Origin of the sequence: Pararhizobium qamdonense, from assembly GCF_029277445.1 — a bacterium.
Lineage (GTDB): Bacteria > Pseudomonadota > Alphaproteobacteria > Rhizobiales > Rhizobiaceae > Pararhizobium > Pararhizobium qamdonense.
Genome location: NZ_CP119566.1, coordinates 1254050 through 1276876, shown reverse-complemented (window position 1 = coordinate 1276876; position 22827 = coordinate 1254050). Strand labels below are relative to the sequence as shown.

General features: G+C 60.3%; 29 protein-coding genes, 1 other RNA gene and 1 pseudogene. 12 read left to right on the top strand and 19 right to left on the bottom strand.

The genetic code is table 11. The features are described from left to right. Positions 1-6: 6 nt before the first annotated feature. From PYR65_RS06055 to PYR65_RS06035, 5 genes are all read right to left on the bottom strand, one after another. Positions 7-846 (bottom strand): MBL fold metallo-hydrolase, encoded by an 840-nt coding sequence (locus PYR65_RS06055; RefSeq protein ID WP_276120306.1) that lies wholly within the window; start codon positions 844-846, stop codon positions 7-9. A 117-nt stretch (positions 847-963) separates the two neighbouring features. Beyond that, complete coding sequence (locus tag PYR65_RS06050) at positions 964-1281, bottom strand: BrnA antitoxin family protein (RefSeq protein ID WP_276120305.1); 318 nt, start codon at positions 1279-1281, stop codon at positions 964-966. Further along, positions 1268-1522, bottom strand: a complete 255-nt coding sequence (locus PYR65_RS06045; protein ID WP_276120304.1) for a BrnT family toxin — start codon at positions 1520-1522, stop codon at positions 1268-1270. The genes PYR65_RS06050 and PYR65_RS06045 overlap by 14 nt, the downstream gene beginning before the upstream one ends. A 54-nt stretch (positions 1523-1576) precedes the next feature. Beyond that, positions 1577-2401 (bottom strand): TIGR00282 family metallophosphoesterase, encoded by an 825-nt coding sequence (locus PYR65_RS06040; protein WP_276120303.1) that lies wholly within the window; start codon positions 2399-2401, stop codon positions 1577-1579. After that, the gene (locus tag PYR65_RS06035; protein WP_276120302.1) at positions 2379-2990 is read right to left on the bottom strand and encodes a 5-formyltetrahydrofolate cyclo-ligase; all 612 of its coding nucleotides are present in this window, start codon (positions 2988-2990) and stop codon (positions 2379-2381) included. The genes PYR65_RS06040 and PYR65_RS06035 overlap by 23 nt, the downstream gene beginning before the upstream one ends. 282 nt (positions 2991-3272) lie before the next feature. On the opposite strand from PYR65_RS06035, the gene PYR65_RS06030 reads away from it, so the two are divergent. Next, on the top strand, positions 3273-3485 hold the full coding sequence (locus PYR65_RS06030) for a helix-turn-helix domain-containing protein (protein WP_060639582.1): 213 nt from the start codon (positions 3273-3275) through the stop codon (positions 3483-3485). Here the strand turns inward: PYR65_RS06030 and PYR65_RS06025 are convergent. Further along, positions 3480-3701, bottom strand: coding sequence for a hypothetical protein (locus PYR65_RS06025; RefSeq protein WP_276120301.1), 222 nt, complete (start codon positions 3699-3701; stop codon positions 3480-3482). The genes PYR65_RS06030 and PYR65_RS06025 overlap by 6 nt on opposite strands. A 104-nt stretch (positions 3702-3805) precedes the next feature. On the opposite strand from PYR65_RS06025, the gene PYR65_RS06020 reads away from it, so the two are divergent. After that, the gene (locus PYR65_RS06020) at positions 3806-4678 is read left to right on the top strand and encodes a LysR family transcriptional regulator (RefSeq protein WP_276120300.1); all 873 of its coding nucleotides are present in this window, start codon (positions 3806-3808) and stop codon (positions 4676-4678) included. Between the two features lie 21 nt (positions 4679-4699). Here PYR65_RS06020 and ssrS read toward each other — a convergent pair. From ssrS to PYR65_RS06005, 3 genes are all read right to left on the bottom strand, one after another. After that, a non-coding RNA gene (gene ssrS / locus PYR65_RS06015) (6S RNA) lies at positions 4700-4859 on the bottom strand. Between the two features lie 60 nt (positions 4860-4919). Further along, a complete protein-coding gene (locus PYR65_RS06010) occupies positions 4920-5297 on the bottom strand; it encodes a cell division protein ZapA (RefSeq protein ID WP_276120299.1) in 378 nt (125 codons plus the stop codon). A 30-nt stretch (positions 5298-5327) separates the two neighbouring features. Beyond that, positions 5328-5600, bottom strand: coding sequence for a DUF4164 domain-containing protein (locus PYR65_RS06005; protein WP_060639397.1), 273 nt, complete (start codon positions 5598-5600; stop codon positions 5328-5330). Positions 5601-5940: 340 nt separating this feature from the next. On the opposite strand from PYR65_RS06005, the gene tkt reads away from it, so the two are divergent. From tkt to PYR65_RS05975, 6 genes are all read left to right on the top strand, one after another. Then, positions 5941-7923, top strand: a complete 1983-nt coding sequence (tkt, locus tag PYR65_RS06000) for a transketolase (protein ID WP_276120298.1) — start codon at positions 5941-5943, stop codon at positions 7921-7923. A gap of 74 nt (positions 7924-7997) precedes the next feature. Next, a complete protein-coding gene (gap, locus tag PYR65_RS05995; protein ID WP_060639395.1) occupies positions 7998-9008 on the top strand; it encodes a type I glyceraldehyde-3-phosphate dehydrogenase in 1011 nt (336 codons plus the stop codon). An 83-nt stretch (positions 9009-9091) separates the two neighbouring features. Then, positions 9092-9655 carry a putative glycolipid-binding domain-containing protein gene (locus tag PYR65_RS05990; protein ID WP_276120297.1) on the top strand — a complete coding sequence of 188 codons (564 nt, stop codon included), beginning with the start codon at positions 9092-9094 and terminating at the stop codon, positions 9653-9655. Between the two features lie 13 nt (positions 9656-9668). Then, positions 9669-10868, top strand: coding sequence for a phosphoglycerate kinase (locus tag PYR65_RS05985; RefSeq protein ID WP_276120296.1), 1200 nt, complete (start codon positions 9669-9671; stop codon positions 10866-10868). 219 nt (positions 10869-11087) lie between these two features. Beyond that, entirely contained in the window at positions 11088-12113 is a 1026-nt protein-coding gene (locus PYR65_RS05980; RefSeq protein ID WP_276120295.1) for a class I fructose-bisphosphate aldolase, read from the top strand. A gap of 174 nt (positions 12114-12287) precedes the next feature. Beyond that, complete coding sequence (locus PYR65_RS05975; protein ID WP_276120294.1) at positions 12288-13208, top strand: PhzF family phenazine biosynthesis protein; 921 nt, start codon at positions 12288-12290, stop codon at positions 13206-13208. A 26-nt stretch (positions 13209-13234) separates the two neighbouring features. Here the strand turns inward: PYR65_RS05975 and PYR65_RS05970 are convergent, their stop codons facing one another. The 3 genes from PYR65_RS05970 to PYR65_RS05960 form a co-directional block, all read right to left on the bottom strand. Further along, positions 13235-13603: a response regulator gene (locus tag PYR65_RS05970; protein WP_276120293.1), complete on the bottom strand. Its 369-nt coding sequence runs from the start codon at positions 13601-13603 to the stop codon at positions 13235-13237. Continuing rightward, a complete protein-coding gene (locus PYR65_RS05965) occupies positions 13596-15110 on the bottom strand; it encodes a sensor histidine kinase (RefSeq protein WP_276120292.1) in 1515 nt (504 codons plus the stop codon). Before PYR65_RS05965 ends, PYR65_RS05970 begins: the two co-directional genes overlap by 8 nt. Positions 15111-15235: 125 nt before the next feature. Beyond that, on the bottom strand, positions 15236-15391 hold the full coding sequence (locus tag PYR65_RS05960; RefSeq protein ID WP_156383220.1) for a hypothetical protein: 156 nt from the start codon (positions 15389-15391) through the stop codon (positions 15236-15238). Positions 15392-15570: 179 nt separating this feature from the next. Between PYR65_RS05960 and PYR65_RS05955 the strand changes: the two genes are divergently transcribed. The 3 genes from PYR65_RS05955 (at position 15571) to rcdA (ending at position 17935) form a co-directional block, all read left to right on the top strand. Continuing rightward, on the top strand, positions 15571-16851 hold the full coding sequence (locus PYR65_RS05955; RefSeq protein WP_060639389.1) for an MFS transporter: 1281 nt from the start codon (positions 15571-15573) through the stop codon (positions 16849-16851). Then, entirely contained in the window at positions 16848-17036 is a 189-nt protein-coding gene (locus PYR65_RS05950; RefSeq protein WP_276120291.1) for a DUF1192 domain-containing protein, read from the top strand. Before PYR65_RS05955 ends, PYR65_RS05950 begins: the two co-directional genes overlap by 4 nt. 380 nt (positions 17037-17416) lie before the next feature. Continuing rightward, positions 17417-17935 (top strand): protease adaptor protein RcdA, encoded by a 519-nt coding sequence (gene rcdA, locus PYR65_RS05945; RefSeq protein ID WP_060639387.1) that lies wholly within the window; start codon positions 17417-17419, stop codon positions 17933-17935. 87 nt (positions 17936-18022) lie between these two features. Here the strand turns inward: rcdA and PYR65_RS05940 are convergent, their stop codons facing one another. From PYR65_RS05940 to PYR65_RS05915, 6 genes and pseudogenes are all read right to left on the bottom strand, one after another. Further along, positions 18023-18667 (bottom strand): CDP-alcohol phosphatidyltransferase family protein, encoded by a 645-nt coding sequence (locus PYR65_RS05940; RefSeq protein WP_276120290.1) that lies wholly within the window; start codon positions 18665-18667, stop codon positions 18023-18025. Next, positions 18657-19070, bottom strand: coding sequence for a hypothetical protein (locus PYR65_RS05935; protein ID WP_407951280.1), 414 nt, complete (start codon positions 19068-19070; stop codon positions 18657-18659). The genes PYR65_RS05940 and PYR65_RS05935 overlap by 11 nt, the downstream gene beginning before the upstream one ends. Beyond that, the gene (locus PYR65_RS05930; protein ID WP_276120288.1) at positions 19055-20005 is read right to left on the bottom strand and encodes a phosphatidate cytidylyltransferase; all 951 of its coding nucleotides are present in this window, start codon (positions 20003-20005) and stop codon (positions 19055-19057) included. Before PYR65_RS05930 ends, PYR65_RS05935 begins: the two co-directional genes overlap by 16 nt. Then, positions 20002-20646: a lysophospholipid acyltransferase family protein gene (locus PYR65_RS05925; protein ID WP_276120287.1), complete on the bottom strand. Its 645-nt coding sequence runs from the start codon at positions 20644-20646 to the stop codon at positions 20002-20004. The genes PYR65_RS05930 and PYR65_RS05925 overlap by 4 nt, the downstream gene beginning before the upstream one ends. 97 nt (positions 20647-20743) lie before the next feature. Beyond that, positions 20744-20974 (bottom strand): annotated as a pseudogene (locus tag PYR65_RS05920) (GFA family protein); the annotation flags it as partial. Between the two features lie 16 nt (positions 20975-20990). After that, the gene (locus PYR65_RS05915; protein WP_276120286.1) at positions 20991-21416 is read right to left on the bottom strand and encodes a rhodanese-like domain-containing protein; all 426 of its coding nucleotides are present in this window, start codon (positions 21414-21416) and stop codon (positions 20991-20993) included. A gap of 87 nt (positions 21417-21503) precedes the next feature. On the opposite strand from PYR65_RS05915, the gene ftrA reads away from it, so the two are divergent. Further along, a complete protein-coding gene (gene ftrA, locus PYR65_RS05910) occupies positions 21504-22490 on the top strand; it encodes a transcriptional regulator FtrA (protein ID WP_276120285.1) in 987 nt (328 codons plus the stop codon). A gap of 82 nt (positions 22491-22572) precedes the next feature. On the opposite strand, the gene rpmE is transcribed toward ftrA, so the two are convergent. Beyond that, a complete protein-coding gene (gene rpmE / locus PYR65_RS05905; RefSeq protein ID WP_037099961.1) occupies positions 22573-22794 on the bottom strand; it encodes a 50S ribosomal protein L31 in 222 nt (73 codons plus the stop codon). Positions 22795-22827 lie beyond the last annotated feature (33 nt).

Sequence of the window (22827 nt, the reverse complement as noted above, 5' to 3'; positions counted from 1 at the left end):
CAAAGACTATAAGCCTTGCAGGATATAAATCAGCGGCTTCTTTGGCAAGGAACGCATCGACACGGTGACGCTCGCCTGCGTGGCAAAGCTTTTGTCGAAACCATCGCCGAACATCTGCAGGAAACGGGTGACCGGAGGCCCACGCTGGTGCATGGGCAGGATTAGCGAGGACCGCAGCCGCGACACGACCCGGCTCATGCTGTCGGCACCCATCGTCAGCCCGCCATCCACCGGCACCATCAGCACATCGAGACGGCCGATCTCGGCATAATCCGTATCGTCAAGTTCATGATGCAGATGGCCGAGATGACCGATACACAGACCTGCGACCTCGAAGATGAAGATCGAATTGCCGTCCCGCTCCATCACCGTGCCGCCAGAGCGGATATCCGTCGTCACATTGCGGATATAGGCATCACCGGCAATGGCGTCATGATCTGCCGGTTGCCCGTTATCGCCCCAGCCATGCAACACCTGCTTGATCGCCGGATCCGGCGTCAGCGTATAGTGGTTGGGATTAGCCTTGTTCATGGTGACGACATCGGGCAGCTTCGGCGTCGCCAACCAGCCGCTATAATCTGTGGCGATCGACACACCCCCTGGCGTTTCGATAAGAAACGTCGAATGCCCGACATAGGTAATCGTCACCTGTTCATTGGCGGCTGCCTGGACGCCGAAAGCGGCTGACGGCTTGAAACTGGCAAAAGTGACATCGGGAAGAGACTGGGCGATCGCCTGGCATTGGCTGACCGGCGGGCGGGCGCTCTGCGCATGCGCAGGCATCGGCCATAGGGCGTGCAGAAGAACGATGGCTGCAAAGGCAAGCAGGATCAGTCGCGGCATCATGCACCTCTTCAAGCCAAGGTTGGCATGGGCTGAGAGGATAAACAGGCAAGACGCAACGTCCAGTCCGGATCGCCGGACCGCCACTCACGATTGCGTCATCGCGGCCAAAAATTTTGATCAGATTTTAGCCTGTTTCAAGATCTCGTTGACGCGCGCCTGCCAGCCCTTGCCCGTCGCCTTGAACTTGGCAATGACATCCGGATCGAGCCGCAGCGACACCTGCTGCTTGCGCGCTTCAACGGCGGGGCGGCCGCGCGACCGGCGGATGCTTTCGGCAAATTCGGGGAAAACCTCGGCGAAAGGGCGCGCGCGCTTGAAGTCTTCTTCCGTCCATTCCGGATTGTCGGGATCCGCCGCAATACCAGCCTGAATACGGGCTTCTTCTTCATCCGTGAGCGGCGGAATATCATACTTGAAACTCTTAGCACTGGTCATAAAGCTTCCTTTCCATTCGGCTTGCAGCCCGCATTGAGATGATGGATATGCCTTCGCTGCCCAGCCTGAAAAATACGACAGATATCTTTCCGTCGTCGAAGAGACCGATGGCTTTCATCCGGTTCAACTTGGTCTCGACAATGAGGGCGCTTTGGAAAAAGCCCATGTCGAGCGTCACAAAATCAAACCCATGCTTCGCTAAATTCAGTCTTCTCTTATTCTCATCATAGACAATTTTCATAATTTTTGTATCACATTTATTGATCGTGACATTATGAAAGCGGCTTGGAAAACGTTACCCCCAGAAAGCCGGGATCGTTTCGGAAAGCCGGGGTCCAATTCTCAGCGGCGCGATATTCTCAGCCAGACCGGTGCGGTCGGAAATTTCGACGCCGACGCCGCAAAGGGTGGCTGGACCGGAGGCGGCCTCGAAACGGCCTTTCGGCATCTTGGAAATGAAGCGGTTCAGCGGCTCTTCCTTTTCCATGCCAAGCGAAGAATCGTAATCGCCGCACATGCCGGCATCCGACATATAGGCCGTGCCGCCATTGAGGATTTGCGCGTCGGCGGTCGGCACATGCGTGTGCGTGCCGACGACGAAGCTGGCGCGGCCATCGACGAAATGGCCGAAACATTGTTTTTCGCTGGTCGCTTCCGCATGGAAGTCGAAGATGATCGCGTCAGCCTGTTCCTTCAGCGGGCAGGCGGCCAGAATGCTTTCCGCCGCCTTGAAGGGGTCGTCGAGTTCCGGATGCATGAAGACGCGGCCCATGACATTGGCGACAAGCACGCGGGCGCCGTTGCGGGCGAAAAAGAGATTGGAGCCGCGACCCGGCGTGCCAGCCGGATAATTGGCGGGCCGCAGAAACTGGTCGTGCCGCTGGCAAAAGGACACGGCTTCCTTCTGGTCCCAGACATGGTTGCCGGTGGTCACCACATCGGCGCCAGCATTGATGGTCTCCAGAAAGATATCTTCGGTGATGCCGAAACCGCCGGCGGCATTCTCGCCGTTGACAACGACGAAATCGAGTTTCAGGTCGCTGATCAGGCCGGGAAGTTTTTCCCAGACCGCCGTCCGGCCAGTCTTGCCAACCATATCACCCAGAAACAGAAGTCTCATATTCGCTTATTCCTAGCCCGAAGATCCGGAGCCCGCTTTCGGTCAGCAGGGCGTCCAGCGCCACATCATGCGGCTCTGCCGGCACTGATGCCACTTCCTGGCAGTCAAATGCAATCCCGATCAGCCTTGGTGTACGGCCTTTCAGGCGCAAACGCTCGATGGCGCGGTCGTAATATCCCGCTCCATAGCCGATCCTGTGGCCCGTCCTGTCGAAGGCAGACAGGGGTACCAGCAGGATATCCGGATCGAGAACCGGCGCATCCTCGGCCGGCCCGGTGGTGCCGAACCCCGTCTCGACGATTGGCGCGCCCGGCACCAGTTCGCGAAAGACGATCGTCTGCCTGTCGATGATGGCAGGAAGGCAAAGCCGGGCGCCGCGTTCTTCCAGCCGCGCCATCAGCGGCCGGATATCAACCTCGGAGCGGATCGGCCAGAAGCCGGAAATCACCTGACCCGGCAAAAATTCGATCGCATCACCGGCATGGTCGAGCATCTTCAGGCTTGCCGCGATGCGCGCCTCCGGCGCCATCGAATCGCGCACCGCCAGGCGTTCCAGACGCAGCGCAGCTTTCAGTTCCCTCGGTGTCATCGCCGTGCTCTCCCGGTCTGCCAATGTTCCTATCTAGTCCATCAACAGGCGCCAGGGAAACCGCGCAACCGGCATATAATGCCGCATTTTGCCCCACAACCGCGCAGTTTTCCCAAACTGGCACGATGTTAGAGGTCTGTTCATCATGCAAGCCGGTTCCACTTTCCCCTCCCGTTTTCGACGTGCAAGAGAGGGCGGCAATCAACATCAGACAGACAGTTCGGTGCCCGCTTCCGGCGATGCGGGGAACTGTTCAGCTTTTAGACGGAGCCGGATATGTCCATGAAGGACAAGATGCTGCAGGAACTCGATCCCTTGGAATTGCGCTGCCTGTCTTTGGCCGCGCGCGGGCGCACCCGGGATGATATCAGCCGGGAAACCGATATCTGCCGCAAGAAAATAGAACAGGCCTTCGCGTCTGCGATGGAGAAACTGCAGGCGGGCAATGTCGCAGAGGCGATTTTCCGCGCAGCCCGGATGGATTTGATCTCATAACATCCAGAAGCGATGCCGCCCGGCACCATCAGCCGCATCACGCCCCGCATCCGCTCCGTCCAAGCCGATATCATCGAACAGATGCGCATTTTTGCGCGCCGATATCTCGGTGAAGGCCTGCCGCGCCAAGCGCCTTTGCCGCCATTGTGCAAGCATGTCCCAAATCCCTCTGCTCAATCTGGCGGGCCACCGCCGTCTTCTGTAATCGTGCTTCATGACCAGACGCTCCCGCGTGCTCCCATGGAGTATCGGACGTCCATTGACATCAATCCAACGAATTGCGAACATGCCTGCCATTAGAAAACATGATGGCGGGCGCGATGTTTCCTCCTCTCGAAAGCGATCTCCTGCGCACCTTCGTGGCCGTGGCCGAAAGCGGCAATTTTACCAAAGCGGGGGAGAAGGTCGGCCGGACGCAATCCGCTGTCAGCATGCAGATCAAGAAGCTCGAGGATATTTTGGGCGAAAGCCTGTTCGAGCGCGGATCGCGCGGCGTCAACATGACCGGCCACGGCATCAGGCTGCTGGACAATGCCCGGCGTATCGTCACGATGCTGGACGACACGGCCGCTTCGATCCGGCTTCCGGCACTCGATGGCTCCGTCAGGATCGGCATTTCGGAGGAATATATCAACTCGACCTTGCCGAAAGCGCTGGGCGCCTTCGCCGCCGTTCATCCGGGCGTCGAGGTGACCGTGCAGCAGGGCGTCTCGATGTCCAACCTTGCAGCGCTCGATGCCGGTGAGATCGATATCGCTGTGGTCTTCGAGCCGGGCGGCCCGACGCGCAATGAGGTGCTGATGGTCGATCCAACTGTCTGGGTGACCTGCGACCAGCATGGCGCGCATATGCGCCAACCTCTGCCGATCGCCACCTATACCTATCTGAAAAACGGATGGTGCGATGAACTGGCGCTTCGCAGCCTGACAAAACGCGGCATCGAAAGCCGCGTCGCCTATATCAGCCGCACCAGCAGCGGCCTGATCGCCGCCGTCACCTCGGGCCTATCCATCGCCCCCCTCACCCGCTCCAGCATCCCCGCCGGCTGCCGCGAACTGACAGCCGCCGACGGCTACGATGTCATCGACTTTTCAAACGTCGTGATGAAGACCAGGCCGCGCGGCAACAAACGGATCGTCGAAAGCATGTCCAACGCCATCCGCGAGGCCTTCCGGCCGGCAGCGCAGGGATAAAATTTCTGAGAAGAAGATAAGGTGCGATCCACACGACCGATGGACTTTTTACGATCCTGGGTGCCTACAAACGTAGGTGGGCGCCATGTGACCTAGCCCACGGGCCAGGTCAGGGACAGCTCCCTTTGGATCGAGTATGGCCCCAGGGATTGTGGTGTCCTGTCGGGAGGCGCAGACCGCAAGGTCAATATAGAGTGCATTGGAGGCTCGCGCCAGTGGCACGTGCTGAACTTGTTGAAATTCAGTGCGGCGCAGGCGTCGTCTTGCCGCTGAGCTTGGCGGCGATCTCGTGGATCTGGGTTGTGACTTCGGCAAGCGCCGTGGCGAGCACATCCTCGTTCTTCTGCTGGTCCGAGAGCGTGGCGACGCGGCCCTGTTTCAGCGCGTCGGTCTCTGCCTGGATATTTTTCAGCTTGCGGTTCACTTCGCTGAGTTCATCCATCACCATGATGCCGGCCATCACGGTCAGGCGCAGATCGCCGATCTCGCCGAACTGGGTCTTCAGGTGGCTGACATATTGATCGAAGCGGGTGGCCAGTTCGGTCAGATGATCTTCCTGGCCCTCCTCGCATGCCATGCGATAGGCCTTGCCGTCGATCATCACCGTTACTTGCGCCATACGTCACCTGACCCGCAGGCGGACCACGCCTTAGCGGTCCAGCACTGCCCTTATCGTTTCCATGGCCGTCACCAGACGGCGCGAGACTTCGCGGTTGACTTCCTCAAGCCGGTTTGCCCGGAATTGCGATTGGTCGAGTTCCTGGGCGAGCCGTGAGCGGTCGGTGTTGACACGCCGCACTTCGCCTTCAATCTCGCCAAGGTCGCGCTCCCGGTCGAACCGTCCATCAATGGCATTCTCGAGGCTGCTCACTGCGCTGCGCAGCTCGTCGATCGCCGCCTTGACTGTCTTTCCTGCCGCCATCACGCTTTCCTGATACGCACCAGGCCGCGTCGAATCGCCGCCCCGAAGCCTGTATTTCAAGCCAATCACACTAATAAACCCATTCGGCAAGTCTCTACAACGCCAACGGCTTGCAAGGACTGCGTAACCTGTGGATCACGAATTTTAAATCGATTAGTATCGGTGAACCCCGTTTGTGGGGAGCGAACGGGAAACACGCGCAAAAAGAGCCTTCAAGCCCGGCCAAAAAGCCCGTATTTGTTGACTCCGTCGAAGCAGGTGCTATGTGTCACCCGCTTCTCATACGGTCTTTGGAGGATAGAGACCGTCCCCTGTCCACCGAACTCAAGCGGAACAGACAATGATCTCTCGCGAAAATCACGACCGGATGGCAAATGCAATCCGATTCCTCTCCATGGATGCCGTCGAAAAGGCCAATTCCGGCCATCCCGGCCTGCCCATGGGCGCTGCCGACGTGGCAACGGTGCTATTCTCCCGTTACCTGAAATTCGATCCGAAGGCGCCGCTCTGGGCAGACCGCGATCGTTTCGTCCTGTCGGCCGGCCATGGCTCGATGCTGCTCTACTCGCTGCTCTATTTGACGGGCTACGAAGACATGACCATCGAGGACATCAAGCAGTTCCGCCAGCTCGGCTCCAAGACCGCCGGCCATCCGGAATTCGGTCATGCCTCGGGCATCGAAACCACCACCGGTCCGCTCGGCCAGGGCATTGCCAATGCCGTCGGCATGGCGATCGCCGAGCGCAAGCTGGAAGAGGAGTTCGGCAGCGACCTGCAGAACCACCACACCTATGTTCTGTGCGGCGACGGCTGCCTGATGGAAGGCATTAGCCACGAAGCCATCGCGCTCGCCGGCCACCTCAAGCTGAGCAAGCTGGTGCTGTTCTGGGACGACAACAACATCACCATCGATGGCGCCGTCTCCCTGTCGGACTCGACCGACCAGATCGCCCGCTTCCAGGCCGTGCACTGGAACACGATCCGCGTTGATGGCCATGACCCCGACCAGATCGCCGCCGCGATCGAGGAAGCCCACAAGTCCGACCGCCCGACCTTCATCGCCTGCAAAACGGTGATCGGTTTCGGCGCTCCCAACAAGCAAGGCACCCACAAGGTCCATGGCTCGCCGCTGGGTGCCGAGGAAATTGCAGCCACCCGCAAGGCCCTGAACTGGGAATCCGAAGCCTTCACCGTTCCGGCAGACGTTCTCGACGCCTGGCGCACCGCCGGTGGCCGCTCGGCTGACGCACACAAGGCGTGGGACGGCCGCCTGGCCGCGACCGAAGCGACGAAGAAGTCCGAGTTCACCCGCCGCTTTGCCGGAACCCTTCCGGGCGATCTCGATGCCGCCATCGACAGCTACAAGAAGAAGCTGGCCGACGCTCCGCCGACGGTTGCCACCCGCAAGGCATCCGAAGATGCGCTCGAAGTCATCAACGGCATCGTGCCGGAAATGCTCGGCGGCTCGGCCGACCTGACGCCGTCCAACAACACCAAGACCAGCCAGATGAAGTCGATCACCCCGACCGATTTCTCCGGACGTTACATGCATTGGGGCATCCGCGAACACGGCATGGCTGCCGCCATGAACGGGATTTCGCTGCACGGCGGGTTGATCCCCTATTCCGGCGGCTTCATGATCTTCTCGGACTATTGCCGTCCGTCGATCCGCCTGGCTGCTCTTATGGGCATCCGCGTCATCCACGTTCTGACGCATGATTCCATCGGCGTCGGCGAAGATGGCCCGACGCATGAGCCGGTCGAGCACATGGCAGCTTTGCGTGCTATCCCCAATCTCCTGATGTTCCGCCCGGCAGACGCTGTCGAAACAGCCGAATGCTGGCAGCAGGCGCTGAAGGAACAGCACCGTCCGTCCGGCCTGGCGCTGACCCGCCAGAATCTCGCGCCGTCGCGCCTCACATACTCGGCCGAAAACCTCTCGGCCAAGGGTGCCTATGAGCTGATCGCCGCCGACAATGCCAAGGTCTCGATCTTTGCCTCCGGCTCGGAAGTCGAACTGGCCGTCAAGGCGGCTGGCGAACTGAACGGCAAGGGCATTGCGACCCGCGTCGTTTCGGTTCCCTGCTTCGAACTGTTCCAGGAACAGCCGGACGATTACCGCAAGGCCGTCATCGGCGATGCGCCGGTCAAGATCGCCGCAGAAGCCGCAGTCCGCCAAGGCTGGGACTACTTCATCGGCAATGATGGCGATTTCGTCGGCATGCACTCGTTCGGCGCTTCCGGCCCGGCCAAGGACCTGTTCAAGCATTTCGGCATCACATCGGACGCCATCGTTGCGGCGGCCGAAAAGAAGCTGGCCTGATTTTCCCCTTCGGAGCGCGTTCCCAACGCGCTCCGTTTTCCACATCGACACCTTAAGACAGGGAGAGACCTGAAATGACTGTAAAAGTTGCCATCAACGGCTTTGGCCGCATCGGCCGCAACGTCCTTCGCGCCATCGTCGAATCCGGCCGCACCGACATTGAAGTCGTTGCCATCAACGATCTCGGCCCTGTCGAGACCAATGCCCATCTGCTGCGCTACGATTCGATCCACGGCAAGTTCCCGGCCACGGTTCAGGTCGAAGGCGACACGATCATCGTTGCTGGCGGCAAGCCGATCAAGGTCACCGCGATCAAGGATCCGGCAACCCTGCCGCATGCCGCCATGGGCGTTGATATCGCCCTGGAATGCACCGGCATCTTCACGTCGCGCGACAAGGCTGCCCTGCACCTGCAGGCCGGTGCCAAGCGCGTCATCGTTTCGGCGCCTGCTGATGGTGCCGACCTCACCGTCGTCTTCGGCGTCAACCACACCGAGCTGACCAAGGAACACCTGGTCATCTCCAACGCATCCTGCACGACCAACTGCCTGGTTCCGGTCGTCAAGACCCTGGACGACGTCGTCGGCATCGATCATGGCTTCATGACCACGATCCATTCCTACACCGGCGACCAGCCGACGCTCGACACGATGCACAAAGACCTGTACCGCGCCCGCGCTGCCGCTTTGTCGATGATCCCGACCTCGACCGGCGCTGCCAAGGCCGTTGGCCTCGTACTGCCGCACCTCAAGGGCAAGCTCGACGGCACCTCGATCCGCGTTCCGACCCCGAACGTTTCCGTCGTCGACTTCAAGTTCGTCGCCAAGCGCGACACGACGGTTGCCGAAATCAACGGTGCGATCAAGGCAGCCTCCGACGGCGCGCTGAAGGGCATTCTCGGCTATACCGACGAGCCGCTGGTGTCGCGCGACTTCAACCATGACAGCCATTCCTCGATCTTCGCCAACGACCAGACCAAGGTTCTGGAAGGCAAGTTCGTCCGCATCCTGTCCTGGTACGACAATGAATGGGGCTTCTCCAACCGCATGGCCGACACGGCCGTTGCAATGGCAAAGCTGATCTAAAGTGGCGTACCCGGCCGTGCCTGCATGGTCAGCCATGCTTGGCAAAGGCCGGGTAAAACTGCCGCGCAGAGATGGAGACTTCCATGTTTCGGCACCCTTCCCTCAAGACGGTACGCTGGCGTCCGCTCGAAGGGGAAGGGCTCGAACATCTGACGATCGGGCCTCTTGAGGCAGGTATCCGCGCCTCCAGCGTCCTGATCGGCGAACGTGGCGGCCGCCCCTATGGCGTCCGCTACACGATCGACTGCGATGCGGCCTGGACCGTGATGTCCTTCAGCATCGAGACGACCGATGGCCGGCAGCTCGCCATGACATCCGACGGCAAGGGACACTGGCGCGATGGCACCGGCACCCCTCTCCCAGCCTTTGACGGATGTATCGATATCGATCTGGCCGGAACGCCCTTTACCAATACTTTGCCCATCCGCCGCCTTGGCCTGAAGCCGGAGGACGGCACCGCCAAACTCACCATGCTCTTTGTGCCCTTCGATACGTTCGAGCCCTTTCCCGATGGCCAGAACTATACATGCCTCGAAGACGGCCGCCTGTATCGATACGAGGCCGAGGACCGTTCCTTCACCGCCGAACTGCCGGTGGACGAAGACGGGCTGGTGATGGATTATCCCACCCTTTTCATAAGACTTTGACCGGAGACCCTCCATGACTTTCAAGACCCTCGACGACCTCACCGATATCGCCGGAAAGCGCGTGCTTGTGCGCGTCGATCTCAATGTTCCGGTCAAGGACGGCCAGGTCACCGATGCGACCCGCATCGAACGCATCATCCCGACCATCCGCGAACTCTCCGAAAAAGGCGCCAAGGTCATCCTTCTCGCCCATTTCGGCCGCCCAAAGGGCGAGCCGGTCTCCGACATGTCGCTGTCGCTGATCGCGCCTGCCGTCGAAGACATCCTCGACCAGCGCGTCCATTTCGCTGCCGATAGCATCGGCGAGAAGGCTTCATCGGCCATTGCCGGCATGAACGACGGCGACGTCCTGCTTCTTGAAAACACCCGCTTCCACAAGGCCGAGGAAAAGAACGACGCCGACTTCACCAAGGCGCTGGCCGCCAATGGCGACATCTATGTCAATGATGCGTTTTCCGCCGCTCACCGTGCCCATTCCTCGACCGAGGGTCTGGCCCGGCTGCTGCCCGCCTATGCCGGCCGCACCATGCAGGCCGAACTGGAAGCGCTGGAAAAGGGCCTCGGCAATCCGAAGCGCCCGGTCGTTGCCATCGTTGGCGGCGCCAAGGTTTCCACCAAGATCGACCTGCTGATGAACTTGGTGAAAAAGGTCGATGCCCTCGTCATCGGCGGCGGCATGGCCAATACGTTCATCGCCGCCCGCGGCACCAATGTCGGCAAGTCGCTGTGCGAGCACGATCTCGCCGATACCGCCAAGCAGATCATGATCGAAGCGGCGACGGCCGGCTGCGCCATCGTTCTGCCGGTGGACGGCGTCGTTGCCCGCGAGTTCAAGGCGGGCGCCGACAACGAAGTGGTTGATATCGAAGCAATCCCGGCCGATGCCATGGTGCTCGATGTTGGCCCGAAATCGATCGCCGCCGTCAACGAATGGGTGAGCAAGGCCGAAACGCTGGTCTGGAACGGCCCGCTCGGCGCGTTTGAGATCGCCCCCTTCGACAAGGCCACCGTTGCCGTTGCCAAACACGCGGCGTCCCGCACCAAGAGCGGCGCGCTCGTTTCCGTTGCCGGTGGCGGCGATACGGTGTCGGCAATGAACCATGCCGGTGTGGCCGATGACCTGACCTATGTCTCGACCGCCGGCGGCGCGTTCCTCGAATGGATGGAAGGCAAGCCCCTTCCGGGCGTCGATATCCTGCACCAGCAGAAGTAGGCGCAAGCGCTCACCGCACGCCAAATGTCGATCAAGCCCCCGGCTGCACGCTGGGGGTTTTTTCGTTGCAACGCACGCGAATTTGGATGCACTGCAAAAATAATCCCAATCTTTCAAACGATTAAATTTATTTTAATCGTTTTAAACAATTTAACTTCCGTTTTCCTTGCCGTATTCTTCTGCTATCCGCGATCCATCAGGATAATCAGGAGAACGCATATGAGCGAAAGACTGGAAGATATTGCAGCAGCCATGGTCGCCACCGGCAAGGGTCTGCTGGCAGCCGACGAATCCACGGCAACGATCGGCAAGCGCTTCGAGACGATCAGCCTGACCTCGACCGAAACGTCGCGCCGCGACTACCGCGAGATGCTGTTTCGCGCCGACGACGCGATGAAGGCCTATATTTCCGGCGTCATCCTCTATGAGGAAACCCTGTTTCAAAAGGCAGCCGACGGCACGCCGCTCGTCGATATCATCCGCGCAGCCGGTGCCGTACCCGGCATCAAAGTCGATACCGGTGCCAAGCCGATGGCAAAATTTCCGGGCGAGACGATCACCGAAGGCCTTGATGGCCTGGGTGCCCGCTTGAAGTCCTATTATGACGCCGGTGCGCGCTTTGCCAAATGGCGCGGCGTGATCTCAGTCTCCGACGTGCTGCCAAGCTTTGGCGCCATCAAGGCCAATGCACAGGCGCTCGCCCGCTACGCCGCCCTTTGCCAGGAAGCCGGCATCGTACCGATCGTCGAGCCGGAAGTGCTGATGGACGGCGCACCGGGCACCCACTCGATCGAACGCTCGCAGGAGGTCACCGAAGAGACGCTGCGCATCGTGTTCGAGGAACTGAACGACGCCCGCGTCAGCCTTGAGGGCATAATCCTGAAGCCGAGCATGGTCATCGACGGCAAGAAGGCGCGCAATGCTTCCGTCGCCGAAGTTGCCGAGCGCACGGTCCGGGTCCTGAAGCGCACCGTGCCGTCGGCCGTTCCGGGCATCGCCTTCCTCTCCGGCGGCCAGTCCACCGAAGAGGCAACGGCGCATCTCTCCGCCATGAACGCCGGATACGACCTGCCCTGGGGCCTGACCTTCTCCTATGGCCGGGCGCTGCAGACTGAGGCGCTCAATGCCTGGGGCGGCAAGCCGGAAAATGTCGCCGCCGGCCAGCGCGCCTTTGGCCACCGCGCCGAAATGTGCAGCCTTGCCGCGAAGGGTGGCTGGAAGAAAGAACTCGAAAAAGCCGCGTAACCTCAGAACGTTACGGAGGGGAGCAAGCCCGGCCCGCGCAAGCAGGCCGGGCTTTTTTCATTGCGCCACGGCATCACCGTCCTTCGATTGTCAGGGTGACAAGAACTCTGTTCGCTTGGCCCTCGACGCACGCTATCCCTGACAAACGGATCAGCCTTTCGAAGGGAAATCATCATGAACAGCGTTGCCTATGTCACCGTCGATGTCTTCACCAGCGAGCGGTTTTCCGGCAATCAGCTGGCCGTCATCCCCGATGCACGCGGGCTGACAAGCGCGCAGATGCAGGATATCGCCGCCGAATTCCGCTATTCCGAGGTCACCTTCGTTCTGCCGCCGCAGGATCCCGTGAACACGGCGCAGGTGCGCATCTTCACGCCGACGATGGAGATCCCGTTTGCCGGTCATCCCAATGTCGGCACTGCGTTTGTCCTCGGCCGCCAGCGCGAAATATTCGGCAAGGCTGCAGGCGACGTGCTCCGGTTCGAGGAAAAAGCGGGCATCGTCGAGGCTGAATTGAAGCGGGACGCACATGGTCAGGTGATTGGCGCGGCCATCTCTGCTCCGGAGCCACTGTCGCTCGGACCGCAGATCGATGTGGAAACCATTGCGCGCTGTGCCTCGATCGAGGCTAAGCAGATAGTGCTGACCACCCACGCCCCCATGATCGCCTCCGTCGGCCTTCCTTTCGCAGTTGCCGAACTGGCCGATCTCGGCACGCTCGGCAAGGCCTGCCCGAACACGGCGGCTTTCGCCGAGGCCGGAAGGCGGTACGCGCCGGACGATGATCAGTTTGCCCTGTTCATCTATGTGCGCCAGCCGGATAATCCGTGGGCTCTGCGCGCCCGGATGTTCGCGCCGCTTGACAATGTCATAGAAGACCCGGCAACCGGTAGCGCCTCCGGTGCGCTCGGTGCATTACTGACTTCGCTGCTGCCGGAGAGCGGCGCCCATATCGAAATCACCATCGAACAGGGCGTCGAGATGGGACGCTGTAGCGTGATCGGCGTGACGGCGGAAAAATCGGAGGGTCAGGTGCGCAGCATACGGATTGCCGGACAATGTGCCGCCGTCATGACAGGAACCATTCTCCTGTAGAGCATCGCGCAAAATTCCAAGCGGTGTCAGAGCGCCTGCGGTGCGGCTTGCTGCATCGCCTTTTCGAGATCGCTGCGATCGAAGGGCTTTTGCAGCACCCGGACCTTTTCGAACCCTTCCGCAAGCCCGGCCGCGCCATAGCCGCTGGCAAAGAGGAATGCTATTCCGCGCTGGCGCAGGATTTCGGCGATCGGGAAGGAGTGCTTTCCGGCGAGATTGATATCAAGAACCGCAAAATCGATATCCGCCGTCTGTGCCATCTGCAGCCCCGGCTCCAGCCGCATGGCAGGGCCGACCACATCAAACCCGAGTTCCGTCAGGTAATCTTCCACAAGCATGGCGACGAGGGCTTCATCCTCGACCAGGAGAACGCGTTTTTTCGCCTGGCTAGCCACCCGCAGCATTCTCCTCGATGGATTTCAGTGTGGTGTCCAGCGTGAAGATCAACCCTTCGGCGCCATAATCGATGCGCGCCGCGCCCCCAAGCTCCATCGGCAGCACCCGCAGGATCAGGCGCGAGCCGAACCCCTTGCGGTCCGATACCGGCGCAGACGGTCCGCCGATCTCGCGCCAGGTGAGCGTGAACGCACCGTCGCCGTGCCCTCTGCTCACCGACCAGTCGATCGCGACAATTCCTGTGTCGGTCGAAAGCGAGCCATATTTGAAGGCGTTCGTCGCCAGTTCGTGCAGCGCAAGCGCGATCGACAGCGCTGCTCTCGGTCCAAGCCGGACATGCGGGCCGTTAATCTGGAAGCGATCCCGTGCCGGGCCTTCGAACGCTTCGATCGATGAGGTCACCATTACCAAAAGGTCCGCACCGTCCCAGTTCTCGTCCGTGAGAATATTATGCGCGGCAGACAATGCCAGGATGCGGGCACTGATCGCACTGCTGGCCTCTTCCATCGTATGCGTTCCGCGCAGGGTCTGCATGACGATCGACTGCACGGATGCCAGCGTGTTCTTCACCCGGTGATTGAGCTCGTTGACCAGCAATTTCTGATGATTTTCCGCCCGCACCCGCTGCGTCACATCCGATCCCTGGACGAAGATGTTTGTCACCTTGCCATCGTCATCCTTGATGGGCTGGTAGACGAAGTCGAGATATCGCTCCTCGACCGCTTCGCCTGACCTTTGCAGAAAGACCCTTTCGGAAAATCGGCTTATCGCCTGACCTGTCTCAAACACCGTGTCCAGCAATTCTATAAAACCCTGGCCCATGATTTCCGGCAGAGCGTCATCGACGGCCTTTCCAAGCACTTCACGATTGCCGATCAGCCGCCGGTATTCGGGATTGACCAGTTCGAACCGGTGTTCGGACCCTTGCAGCATGGCCATGAAGGAGGGCGCCTGCTCGAACAATTGCTGCAGCCGCTCATGTTCGGCGGCATTGCGCCGGTCGGCCAGCACGCGTTCGGTGGTCTCGACCACAATGGCGATGACACCGGCCGGGCGGCCGTGTTCGTCGAGAACCGGCGAATAATCCAGGTCCATCCAGACCTGCTCCGGAACGCCCTTGCGATGCAGCGTCAGTTCCTGATCGCGATAGGCAAGCGTGCCACCGGCCAGGCCGACCTTCATGACATTATCGTTGAAATCGGCGACCTCTGCCCAGCCCTCGCGGACATTCGAGCCGAGCAGTTGCGGATGGCGGCCGCCGGCAAAGATGGAATAGGCGTCATTATAGATCATCACGCCTTCCTGCCCCCAGAGCATGACGATCGGTACGGGCGACTGCAACAGAAGCGACGTTGCCGTCTTCAGACAGCCGGGCCATTCGGCAGCCGGACCAAGCGGCGTTGCACCCCAGTCCAGCGCGCGGATGAGGCCACCCATCTCGCCCCCATCTCCCAGAAACTCGAATTCGTCTTTATCATTTCGAGTTTCATTCAGTCCGAGGCTCATGGCCCAAGCCCTTTCACGGCAACTGCAACGCAGTTCAAATTATCAATTATTTCCACAAGGAACGGGATTTAATGCACTATTTTAAAACGGCAAGACTGATGGCGGCGGGTTTGGCGCAAAGTTTTTCAGGGCCGGATCAGCACCGTGATCATCATCACCGCGATTGCAAACACGGCGATCTTCCAGAAATCACGGCGCTGGCGCAGGCCAGGCAGGTTGAGTGGCTTCAACACCTGGATGAGCATCGCCAAAAGCAGAAGAACCGTTAACGCTTTCGACATTGTTTTCTCATTTGTTGAAAAGAGCTTAGGCACGTTTACGGCCCGTCACACCCGCGTCACTTTTGCGCGCGATCTGGGTTAGAGCGTCTTTTGCGGTCTCACTCAATGAAAAATTCCGGCTGGCAATTGTGGCGGCATCGCCCTACCCTTAGCCGCAGCCCGGAACCAGCGGATTTCAAATGCGAAAAAACCTTCTTCCTGTCGCCGCACTCCTGCTTGGAACGCTGTTTCTCTTCCTTGGAAACGGCCTGCACAGTCTGCTTCTGCCGGTGCGCGGCACGACCGAAGGCTATTCGACGACGTTGCTCGGCCTGCTCGGCACCTCCTGGGCCAGCGGCTTCGTTCTCGGCTGCCTGCTTGCCCCGACGATCGTCAAGCGCGCCGGCCATGTGCGTGCCTTCAGCGGCTTTGCAGCCCTTCTCGCCATCATCGCTCTTCTGACCGGCCTGCTGGTGGATCCGATCTGGTGGGTGGTGCTGCGCGCCTTCACCGGCTTTTCCACGGCGGGCACATCGATGATCATCGAAAGCTGGCTGAACGAGCGCGCCACCAATGAAAGCCGTGGCGCGATCTTCTCGCTCTATATTGCCATCACTCTGATGGGCGTCGTCGGTGGCCAGCTGATGATCCCGTTTGGCGATACCGGCACGACGACATTCTTCATGATCTGCGGCATCGTCTATTGCCTGGCCATGCTGCCGACATTGCTGTCAACCGCTGCCTCGCCGCAGCCGCTGAAACAGGTGAGCCTCGACCTGCGCGGCCTCTACCGCAATTCGCCGATCTCCTTCCTCGGCATCCTGCTCGTGGGCATCGCCAACGGCGCCTATGGCACGCTCGGCGCCGTCTTTGGCCGCCAGGTGGGACTGACCGACAGCAATGTCGCGCTGATGATGAGTACGACGATCTTTGCCGGCGCGGTCATGCAGTTCCCGGCCGGCCGGCTTTCGGACATGATCGACCGCCGCTATGTTCTGGCGGCGCTCGCAGCCGTCGCCGCCGTCGCCGGCATGCTGATCTTCCTGATCGAGCCGACCCATGTGATCATGCTGATCACCCTTGTCGGCATCTACGGCGCAACAGCCAATGCGCTCTATCCGATCGCCGTTTCGCATGCCAACGACTTTGCGACGCCGGAGGATTTCGTCAAGATTTCCGGCGGACTGCTTTTGCTCTACGGCATTGGCACGATCATCGGCCCGACCATCGGCGGCCCGATCATGACTGTGACCGGCCCCTACGGTCTGTTCATGATCACGGCCTGCGCCCATGTGCTGATCACCGCTTACGCGATCTTCCGCAGCCGCATGCGCGCCGCCGTGCCGGCGTCCGAACGTGATGCCTATTCGACGATCAATCCCGGCACGTTGACGACGCCGGAGAGCCTGCAGCTTTCGCCGCGGGCCGCCCCCTTCGAGGAAGAACTGGATGGCCAGGAGCCGGAAAGGAAGACCCAATGAGCCTGTTTGACGACGACCGCCCAAAGAAACAACCGGCCCACGAAATCGGCGCGGACCTGACATTGATTTCGGCCGATGAGCTTTCGCAACGCATCGGCCTGCTGCAACAGGAGATCGCGCGGCTGGAAGCCGAGCGGGACAGAAAGTCTGCCAGCAAATCGGCGGCCGAAAACTTCTTCCGTTAATAGTTTTCCATTTTGGGAAAGAACGGACGGGCCTCAAAACACGGCCGTATTTTGCCCTGATTCCGTCCGTTGAAAGAGTTCATTAAGCATTATGAGGTATTACTGGGATATCCGGATCGCTCTGGACTCAGACATTTCACCCTCGGCGAATGGTCTGATTTTTCTCCCTGTTTTACCTTGAGAGCCGCTTTTGCGGCTCTTTTTTTGTCTTTTTTTCCACAATTAGCAGAGAATTGTGGAGATTAACCCTTTCTTAAGAATAGGCTTGCGCGGAATGCGCTATGGGATCATGTTCAAACTATCAAATGGATGGATGGAAACTTTTTGTTAACCCGTCCGTTACCTGAACAAGTCGATGCGTTTAACCAGGGAATCAAACCATGTCCGAACGGGGATTGAATACTGTGAGCTTCGCGGGGCACGCTGCGTCTTCGGCGCAGTTCAAGGTGCTCTACGCAGAAGGCATGGGCCTGGTTGAAGAAACGGCAAGCTATCTCGACGGCCCCGGCCGTAGCGCATCCAAGGTTCTGCCACGCATGGCATCGGTCCTGTACGCGGCAGAATCGATGCGCCTCACCACCCGCCTGATGCAGATGGCATCCTGGCTGTTGCTGCAGCGCGCCGTCAACAATGGCGAGATGAACCGCGAACAGGTTCTCTCGGAAAAGAACAAGGTTCGCCTCGACAGCTTCAACGTCGATCGCACCGCGCCGGGCTGGAACGACCTGCCGGAAGGTTTCCGCGATCTGATCGACCGCTCGCTGCGCCTGCAGAACCGCGTCGCCCTGCTCGACCGCGAAATCTACCGCCCGGCGGAAGCCCAGAACTTTCTTCCCGACAACCAGAACGGCGTCAAGGCCCAGCTTAACCTGCTGCAGACGGCTTTCGGCACCAACTGATCCACGAGTGCCAACGCATCCAGAACGTCAAACCCGGCCGATGCGCCGGGTTTTTTGTGTCTGCCGATCGTTGCGATCGATATTGGGTTAGACAGTCCCTTTCAAACGGCGGATCAATGTGCGGCTGCGGCGGAGGGCCGTGAGTGCTGCGCCGATCGCCACGATCCAGAGCGCCGCCATCAGCACCTCATTGTGCCCGCCCCAGAGCGGCTCCAGAACCGAAAGAGCCGCAGCCGCCGTGATGGTGGCCATGCGATGCTGCTTGGCCATCGGGCCTGAAAAGTCACTTGGCTGTCCCGTGGCACGGCCGAGTTCGCGCACATAGGCGGTAAGAACTGCAAAGCCCCCCGCTGCCCAGCCAAGACCCGGCATGCCGATGCCATAGCCGGCGCCGGCAAAGATCAGGAGATCGGCAACGCGGTCCGGGAACTCGTTCCAGAACGGCCCATCCGGCGCCCCCTTGCCGCCTTCCACCGCGACCATGCCATCGAACAGGTTGCAAAGCAGCCGGAGTTGGCAAAACAGGATCGCCAGGATGAGGAAGAGGATACGGGAGCCTCCCGTACTTTGCCCCGCCAGCACGAATGCACCTCCGGCAAGCGCCGCCGCCACCATACTCGCCTGCGAGATTTGGTTGGGCGTGATCGCGCGTGCCGCCAGCCACCGTGCGATGGCGCCGGCCCATCGGGTATTGCGGCTTGCCAGCGGCCGCCGGTCGCCTTTATCCGTCATGATCGCTCCCTTTTCGTCTCGACAGTGAATAATTATAGATCGATGCGTAGCTGGTAGAGACCAGAAGCGGCACGGCGATGGTGCTGGCAATTTCAGGCGTGCCGATCAGCGCATGCAGGACAGTCAGCAGGCTTGCAGACCCAAGGCATGCGATCAGCGGCGGCGCCCACAATCCCGCCGCGCCGGTAAACCGTCTGGACAGCGCGTCGATCACGGACTTCAAAAACAGCGTCAGGCAAGCCGACAGCGCGCCCTGCAGAAGCCCCGAATAGAGCGGCTGCGGCATGGCATGGGCGCGATTGGCAAACATTGCCCAACCGCCCATCGCCAGGAAGGCGAACAGCACATGCACCGTGCCGCTGCCTGCCCATCGCTTGAGCGTTGCCCTCACGACAGCGACCACCAGTAGCGCACGATGTGAAAAAAGATCGGCGCGGAAAAGACGACGGAGTCCAGCCGGTCGATCAGCCCGCCATGGCCCTCGATCAGATTGCCCCAGTCTTTCACGCCGCGATCGCGCTTGACCGCCGACAGGACCAGCCCGCCGAAAAAGCCCATGATGGTGATGATGAAGGCAAGCACCCCCGCCTGGAATGGCGTAAACGGTGTGATCCACCAGAGCGAGGCGCCGATCAGCGTGGCGCTGATGACGCCGCCCACAAAACCCTCGACGGTCTTTGACGGCGACAGGTTCGGGGCGATCTTGGTGCGGCCGAACAGCTTTCCCCAGACATATTGCAGCACATCGCTCAACTGCACGACGATCACCAGAAAGGCGATCAGAAGCACATTGCGCCCCTCATAACCGGGGATGGTCAAGGTCAGCAGCGCCGGCACATGCGAGGCGCAGAAAACGCAGATCATCAACGCCCATTGCACTTCGGCGATGCGGATCAGGAACCGCTCGGTATCGCCCCGCAGCACCGAAATGATCGGCATCAGCAGGAAGGCATAGACCGGAATGAAGATGGCGAAGATGCCGTATTCCTCCGCCCAGAGCAGGTAATACTGGATCGGCAGCACGATGAAGAAAGCAGACGCCAGCGCCCAGTGATCGGCGCGCCTTGTGTTGATCAGCGTGACGAATTCCCGCAAGGCGGCAAAAGAGCAGAAGGCAAAGAGAATGAGGACGCCGGCCCGGCCTGCGATGAAGGCAATGCCGATCAGAATGACCATCACCCACCAGGCCTTGATGCGGGCGTTGAGGTTTTCGACCGCGTCATTCGGCCCGGTGGCGGCAAAGCGCCGCTGCAGGACATAACCGATAGCGGACGCAAAGATCAGCACGCCGAAAATGCCGAAAACGAGGGTGAGAAGGTCGGAGCTTGCCGTGTTCATTCGCCGCTTCCCAATGGTTTTGGAGCCAGGGCCAGAAGGGCCGCCTGCATGCGCTCGAGAAAGGCATCCTTGCCCTCATTGGGCGCGATGCGCAGCGCGTCGCCGAACGTGACGGTGCAGATCAGCGGTATCGGCACGATCTCGCCCTTGGGCATGACCCGGTTGAGATTGTTGATCCAGACCGGCACCAGGTCGACATCCGGACGTGCCGAGATCAGATGAAAAAGGCCGCTCTTGAACGGCAAGAGCCGCGCATCTGTCTGGTTGCGCGTGCCCTCCGGAAAGAGGATCAGCGACGAACCGTCATCGATCGCCGTGGTCATCAGGGCAATCGGGTCTTGCGTCCGCTTCTCCCGCTCGCGCTCGATCAGCACGGCGTTAAAGACATCGCGGCCGATGAAGGTGCTGACCTTCGATTTCAGCCAATATTCGGCGCCAGCCACCGGTCTTGCCTGTTTTCGCAAGCGCGGCGGCAAAACCGCCCAGACCAGCACAAAATCGCCATGGCTGGAGTGATTGGCAAAATAGACGCAAGGCCGCGACGGCAATCCGTGCTCCGGCCAGATGGCCCGAACCGCAGTGATCGCACGGGCAAACAGAACGAAGGCCGCCGCAGCGAACTCCGCAATCATGATCTTCATGCTTATCCCACCCCCGTCAACTCTGTGACGCCGGTTGGAACCTTAGCGGCGGCTGAAGCGCGAGGGAAGCCGCCATGAAAGCTTCTGGCGCGTTATCCTATGCTGGCGGCATTCTGTCGAATTTTGGCAGATCCGGATCGAGATGATCCCAGGCACAACCGCTCTTATGGTAAGTCACCGCTTGCGGTTCATGCCGGCTGGGATCGTCGAGGCTGGTGGCATGAATCGTGAAAAGATCAGGCATGGCCGCAAAGGTCAGATAAACCGGCGCGCCGCAGGTTGGGCAAAAGGCATGCCGCTTGATGCCGCCGCTATCGCCTGCGACCTCCCTGACCGGCTGGCACTCACGCCGCCTTGCGAAAGACGCCCGGCTCGGAACCAGCAGCAAAGGGTAACCCTTCATCAGCCCATCCGGTGATGCCGCCGATCATGATCTTCACCGGCCGTCCAAGCCGCGCGAGCTTTAGCGCAGCCTGGTCCGCCCCGTTGCAATGCGGGCCGGCACAATAGGCAACGAACAGCGCATCTTCAGGCCATTCCGCCATGCGCTCATGCGTCATTTCGCGGTGCGGCAGGTGAAGCGCGCCCGGAACATGGCGGCGTGCGTAAGCATCAGGCGAACCGACGACGTGCAGAAGAACAAAGTCCTCATCGCCAGAGGCCAGAGCAGATGCGACATCGGCGCAATCGGTCTCCACCGAAAGACGCTTCAAGAAATGATCAATAACGGCATCGGACGATGCGGCGGGATAGTCAGTGACATAACTCATTTCGGCCTCCATTGTGATGACGTGGAATTCCTAGACCACATCCGCACACAGTTGCAGATGGCATTATCGCCATATATAATCAATATCATGCCAAATACGCTTCAGGCTTCGTCCACCCGCAATCCCCTCGTTGTCGCCATCGCCTATGATGGCCTGTGCACGTTCGAGTTCGGCGTTGCAGTCGAGGTTTTCGGCCTTTCGCGGCCGGAGATGGGCCCAGACTGGTACCGCTTTGCCGTTGCCGGGATCGACGACGGCGAAATGCGCGCGACAGGCGGCGTCCGGTTTATGGTCGATGGCGGGCTGGAACTTCTATCACAAGCCGATACGATCATCGTGCCGGGTTGGCGGGGCGTCGAAACGGCGGTGCCCGCTGCTCTGTGCGACGCGCTGAATAAAGCACACGATCGCGGCGCCCGGATTCTTTCAATATGCTCAGGCGTATTCGTTCTCGCCGCTGCGGGGCTTCTCTCCGGAAAACGGGCAACGACGCATTGGCGTTACACGGAAATCTTGAGGCAGCGATATCCGGAAATTCTGGTCACACCCGATGTGCTGTATGTCGATGAAGGCAACGTCCTGACGTCAGCAGGCAGTGCCGCTGGTCTTGATCTCTGCCTGCATCTGATACGCCGCGACTTCGGCACGGCAGCCGCCAACACGGTCGCGCGCCGGCTTGTCGTGCCGCCCCACCGCGACGGCGGACAGGCCCAGTTCATCGCGCAGGCAGTTCCAAAGCCCCATGAGAGCAGCCGGCTCGGACCCCTGCTGGATCATATGCGTGCGCATCTGGGCGGCGACCACGCGCTCGAAGCCCTGGCCATGCGGGCCGGCATGAGCAGGCGCACCTTTCTGCGGCGCTTTGAAGCCGCCACAGGCCTGACGCCGGCGCGGTGGCTGCTCGCCGAGCGCCTGTCGCGCGCCCGTGACCTGCTGGAGACTTCGCAAGCATCGATCGAGACAGTGGCCGAGATTGCCGGCTTTGGAACGACTGCGACATTGCGCCATCACTTCCGCAAGCACCTGTCCACGACACCCGCCGCTTACAAGGAGACGTTCGGTAAGGCGCAGTAAGCGCGAAAGACCTCGAAATCCACAACGCAAAAAAGCCCGGACAAACCGGGCTCTCTCGAGATCGTCTTCCAGCAGGAAAGTCTTAGAGGCCGAGGCCTTCGAAGCGCTTCTTGAACTTGGAAACGCGGCCGCCGCGGTCCAGCATCTGCTGGTTGCCGCCGGTCCATGCCGGATGCGACTTCGGGTCGATTTCGAGGTTCATGGTCTGGCCTTCCGAACCCCAGGTCGAGCGGGTTTCGTAGGACGTGCCGTCTGTCATGACGACTTTGATCATGTGGTAAGCGGGATGGATATCAGCCTTCATAACAATCTTCCTGCAAGTTCCAGGGTCCAATTG

Coding starts and splice junctions, on each gene's coding strand:
- PYR65_RS06040 (WP_276120303.1), bottom strand. CDS start 2,401: ATGAGACTTCTGTTTCTGGGTGATATGGTTGGCAAGACTGGCCGGACG.
- rpmE (WP_037099961.1), bottom strand. CDS start 22,794: ATGAAGGCTGATATCCATCCCGCTTACCACATGATCAAAGTCGTCATG.
- ftrA (WP_276120285.1), top strand. CDS start 21,504: ATGCCAAATACGCTTCAGGCTTCGTCCACCCGCAATCCCCTCGTTGTC.
- PYR65_RS05940 (WP_276120290.1), bottom strand. CDS start 18,667: ATGACGGATAAAGGCGACCGGCGGCCGCTGGCAAGCCGCAATACCCGA.
- PYR65_RS06030 (WP_060639582.1), top strand. CDS start 3,273: ATGAAGGACAAGATGCTGCAGGAACTCGATCCCTTGGAATTGCGCTGC.
- PYR65_RS05925 (WP_276120287.1), bottom strand. CDS start 20,646: ATGAAGATCATGATTGCGGAGTTCGCTGCGGCGGCCTTCGTTCTGTTT.
- PYR65_RS06035 (WP_276120302.1), bottom strand. CDS start 2,990: ATGACACCGAGGGAACTGAAAGCTGCGCTGCGTCTGGAACGCCTGGCG.
- PYR65_RS05985 (WP_276120296.1), top strand. CDS start 9,669: ATGACTTTCAAGACCCTCGACGACCTCACCGATATCGCCGGAAAGCGC.
- PYR65_RS05960 (WP_156383220.1), bottom strand. CDS start 15,391: ATGTCGAAAGCGTTAACGGTTCTTCTGCTTTTGGCGATGCTCATCCAG.
- PYR65_RS06005 (WP_060639397.1), bottom strand. CDS start 5,600: ATGGCGGCAGGAAAGACAGTCAAGGCGGCGATCGACGAGCTGCGCAGC.
- PYR65_RS05975 (WP_276120294.1), top strand. CDS start 12,288: ATGAACAGCGTTGCCTATGTCACCGTCGATGTCTTCACCAGCGAGCGG.
- PYR65_RS06020 (WP_276120300.1), top strand. CDS start 3,806: ATGTTTCCTCCTCTCGAAAGCGATCTCCTGCGCACCTTCGTGGCCGTG.
- PYR65_RS05930 (WP_276120288.1), bottom strand. CDS start 20,005: ATGAACACGGCAAGCTCCGACCTTCTCACCCTCGTTTTCGGCATTTTC.
- tkt (WP_276120298.1), top strand. CDS start 5,941: ATGATCTCTCGCGAAAATCACGACCGGATGGCAAATGCAATCCGATTC.
- PYR65_RS06045 (WP_276120304.1), bottom strand. CDS start 1,522: ATGAAAATTGTCTATGATGAGAATAAGAGAAGACTGAATTTAGCGAAG.
- PYR65_RS05965 (WP_276120292.1), bottom strand. CDS start 15,110: ATGAGCCTCGGACTGAATGAAACTCGAAATGATAAAGACGAATTCGAG.
- PYR65_RS06025 (WP_276120301.1), bottom strand. CDS start 3,701: ATGAAGCACGATTACAGAAGACGGCGGTGGCCCGCCAGATTGAGCAGA.
- PYR65_RS06055 (WP_276120306.1), bottom strand. CDS start 846: ATGATGCCGCGACTGATCCTGCTTGCCTTTGCAGCCATCGTTCTTCTG.
- PYR65_RS05990 (WP_276120297.1), top strand. CDS start 9,092: ATGTTTCGGCACCCTTCCCTCAAGACGGTACGCTGGCGTCCGCTCGAA.
- PYR65_RS05955 (WP_060639389.1), top strand. CDS start 15,571: ATGCGAAAAAACCTTCTTCCTGTCGCCGCACTCCTGCTTGGAACGCTG.
- gap (WP_060639395.1), top strand. CDS start 7,998: ATGACTGTAAAAGTTGCCATCAACGGCTTTGGCCGCATCGGCCGCAAC.
- PYR65_RS05915 (WP_276120286.1), bottom strand. CDS start 21,416: ATGAGTTATGTCACTGACTATCCCGCCGCATCGTCCGATGCCGTTATT.
- PYR65_RS06050 (WP_276120305.1), bottom strand. CDS start 1,281: ATGACCAGTGCTAAGAGTTTCAAGTATGATATTCCGCCGCTCACGGAT.
- PYR65_RS05980 (WP_276120295.1), top strand. CDS start 11,088: ATGAGCGAAAGACTGGAAGATATTGCAGCAGCCATGGTCGCCACCGGC.
- PYR65_RS06010 (WP_276120299.1), bottom strand. CDS start 5,297: ATGGCGCAAGTAACGGTGATGATCGACGGCAAGGCCTATCGCATGGCA.
- rcdA (WP_060639387.1), top strand. CDS start 17,417: ATGTCCGAACGGGGATTGAATACTGTGAGCTTCGCGGGGCACGCTGCG.
- PYR65_RS05950 (WP_276120291.1), top strand. CDS start 16,848: ATGAGCCTGTTTGACGACGACCGCCCAAAGAAACAACCGGCCCACGAA.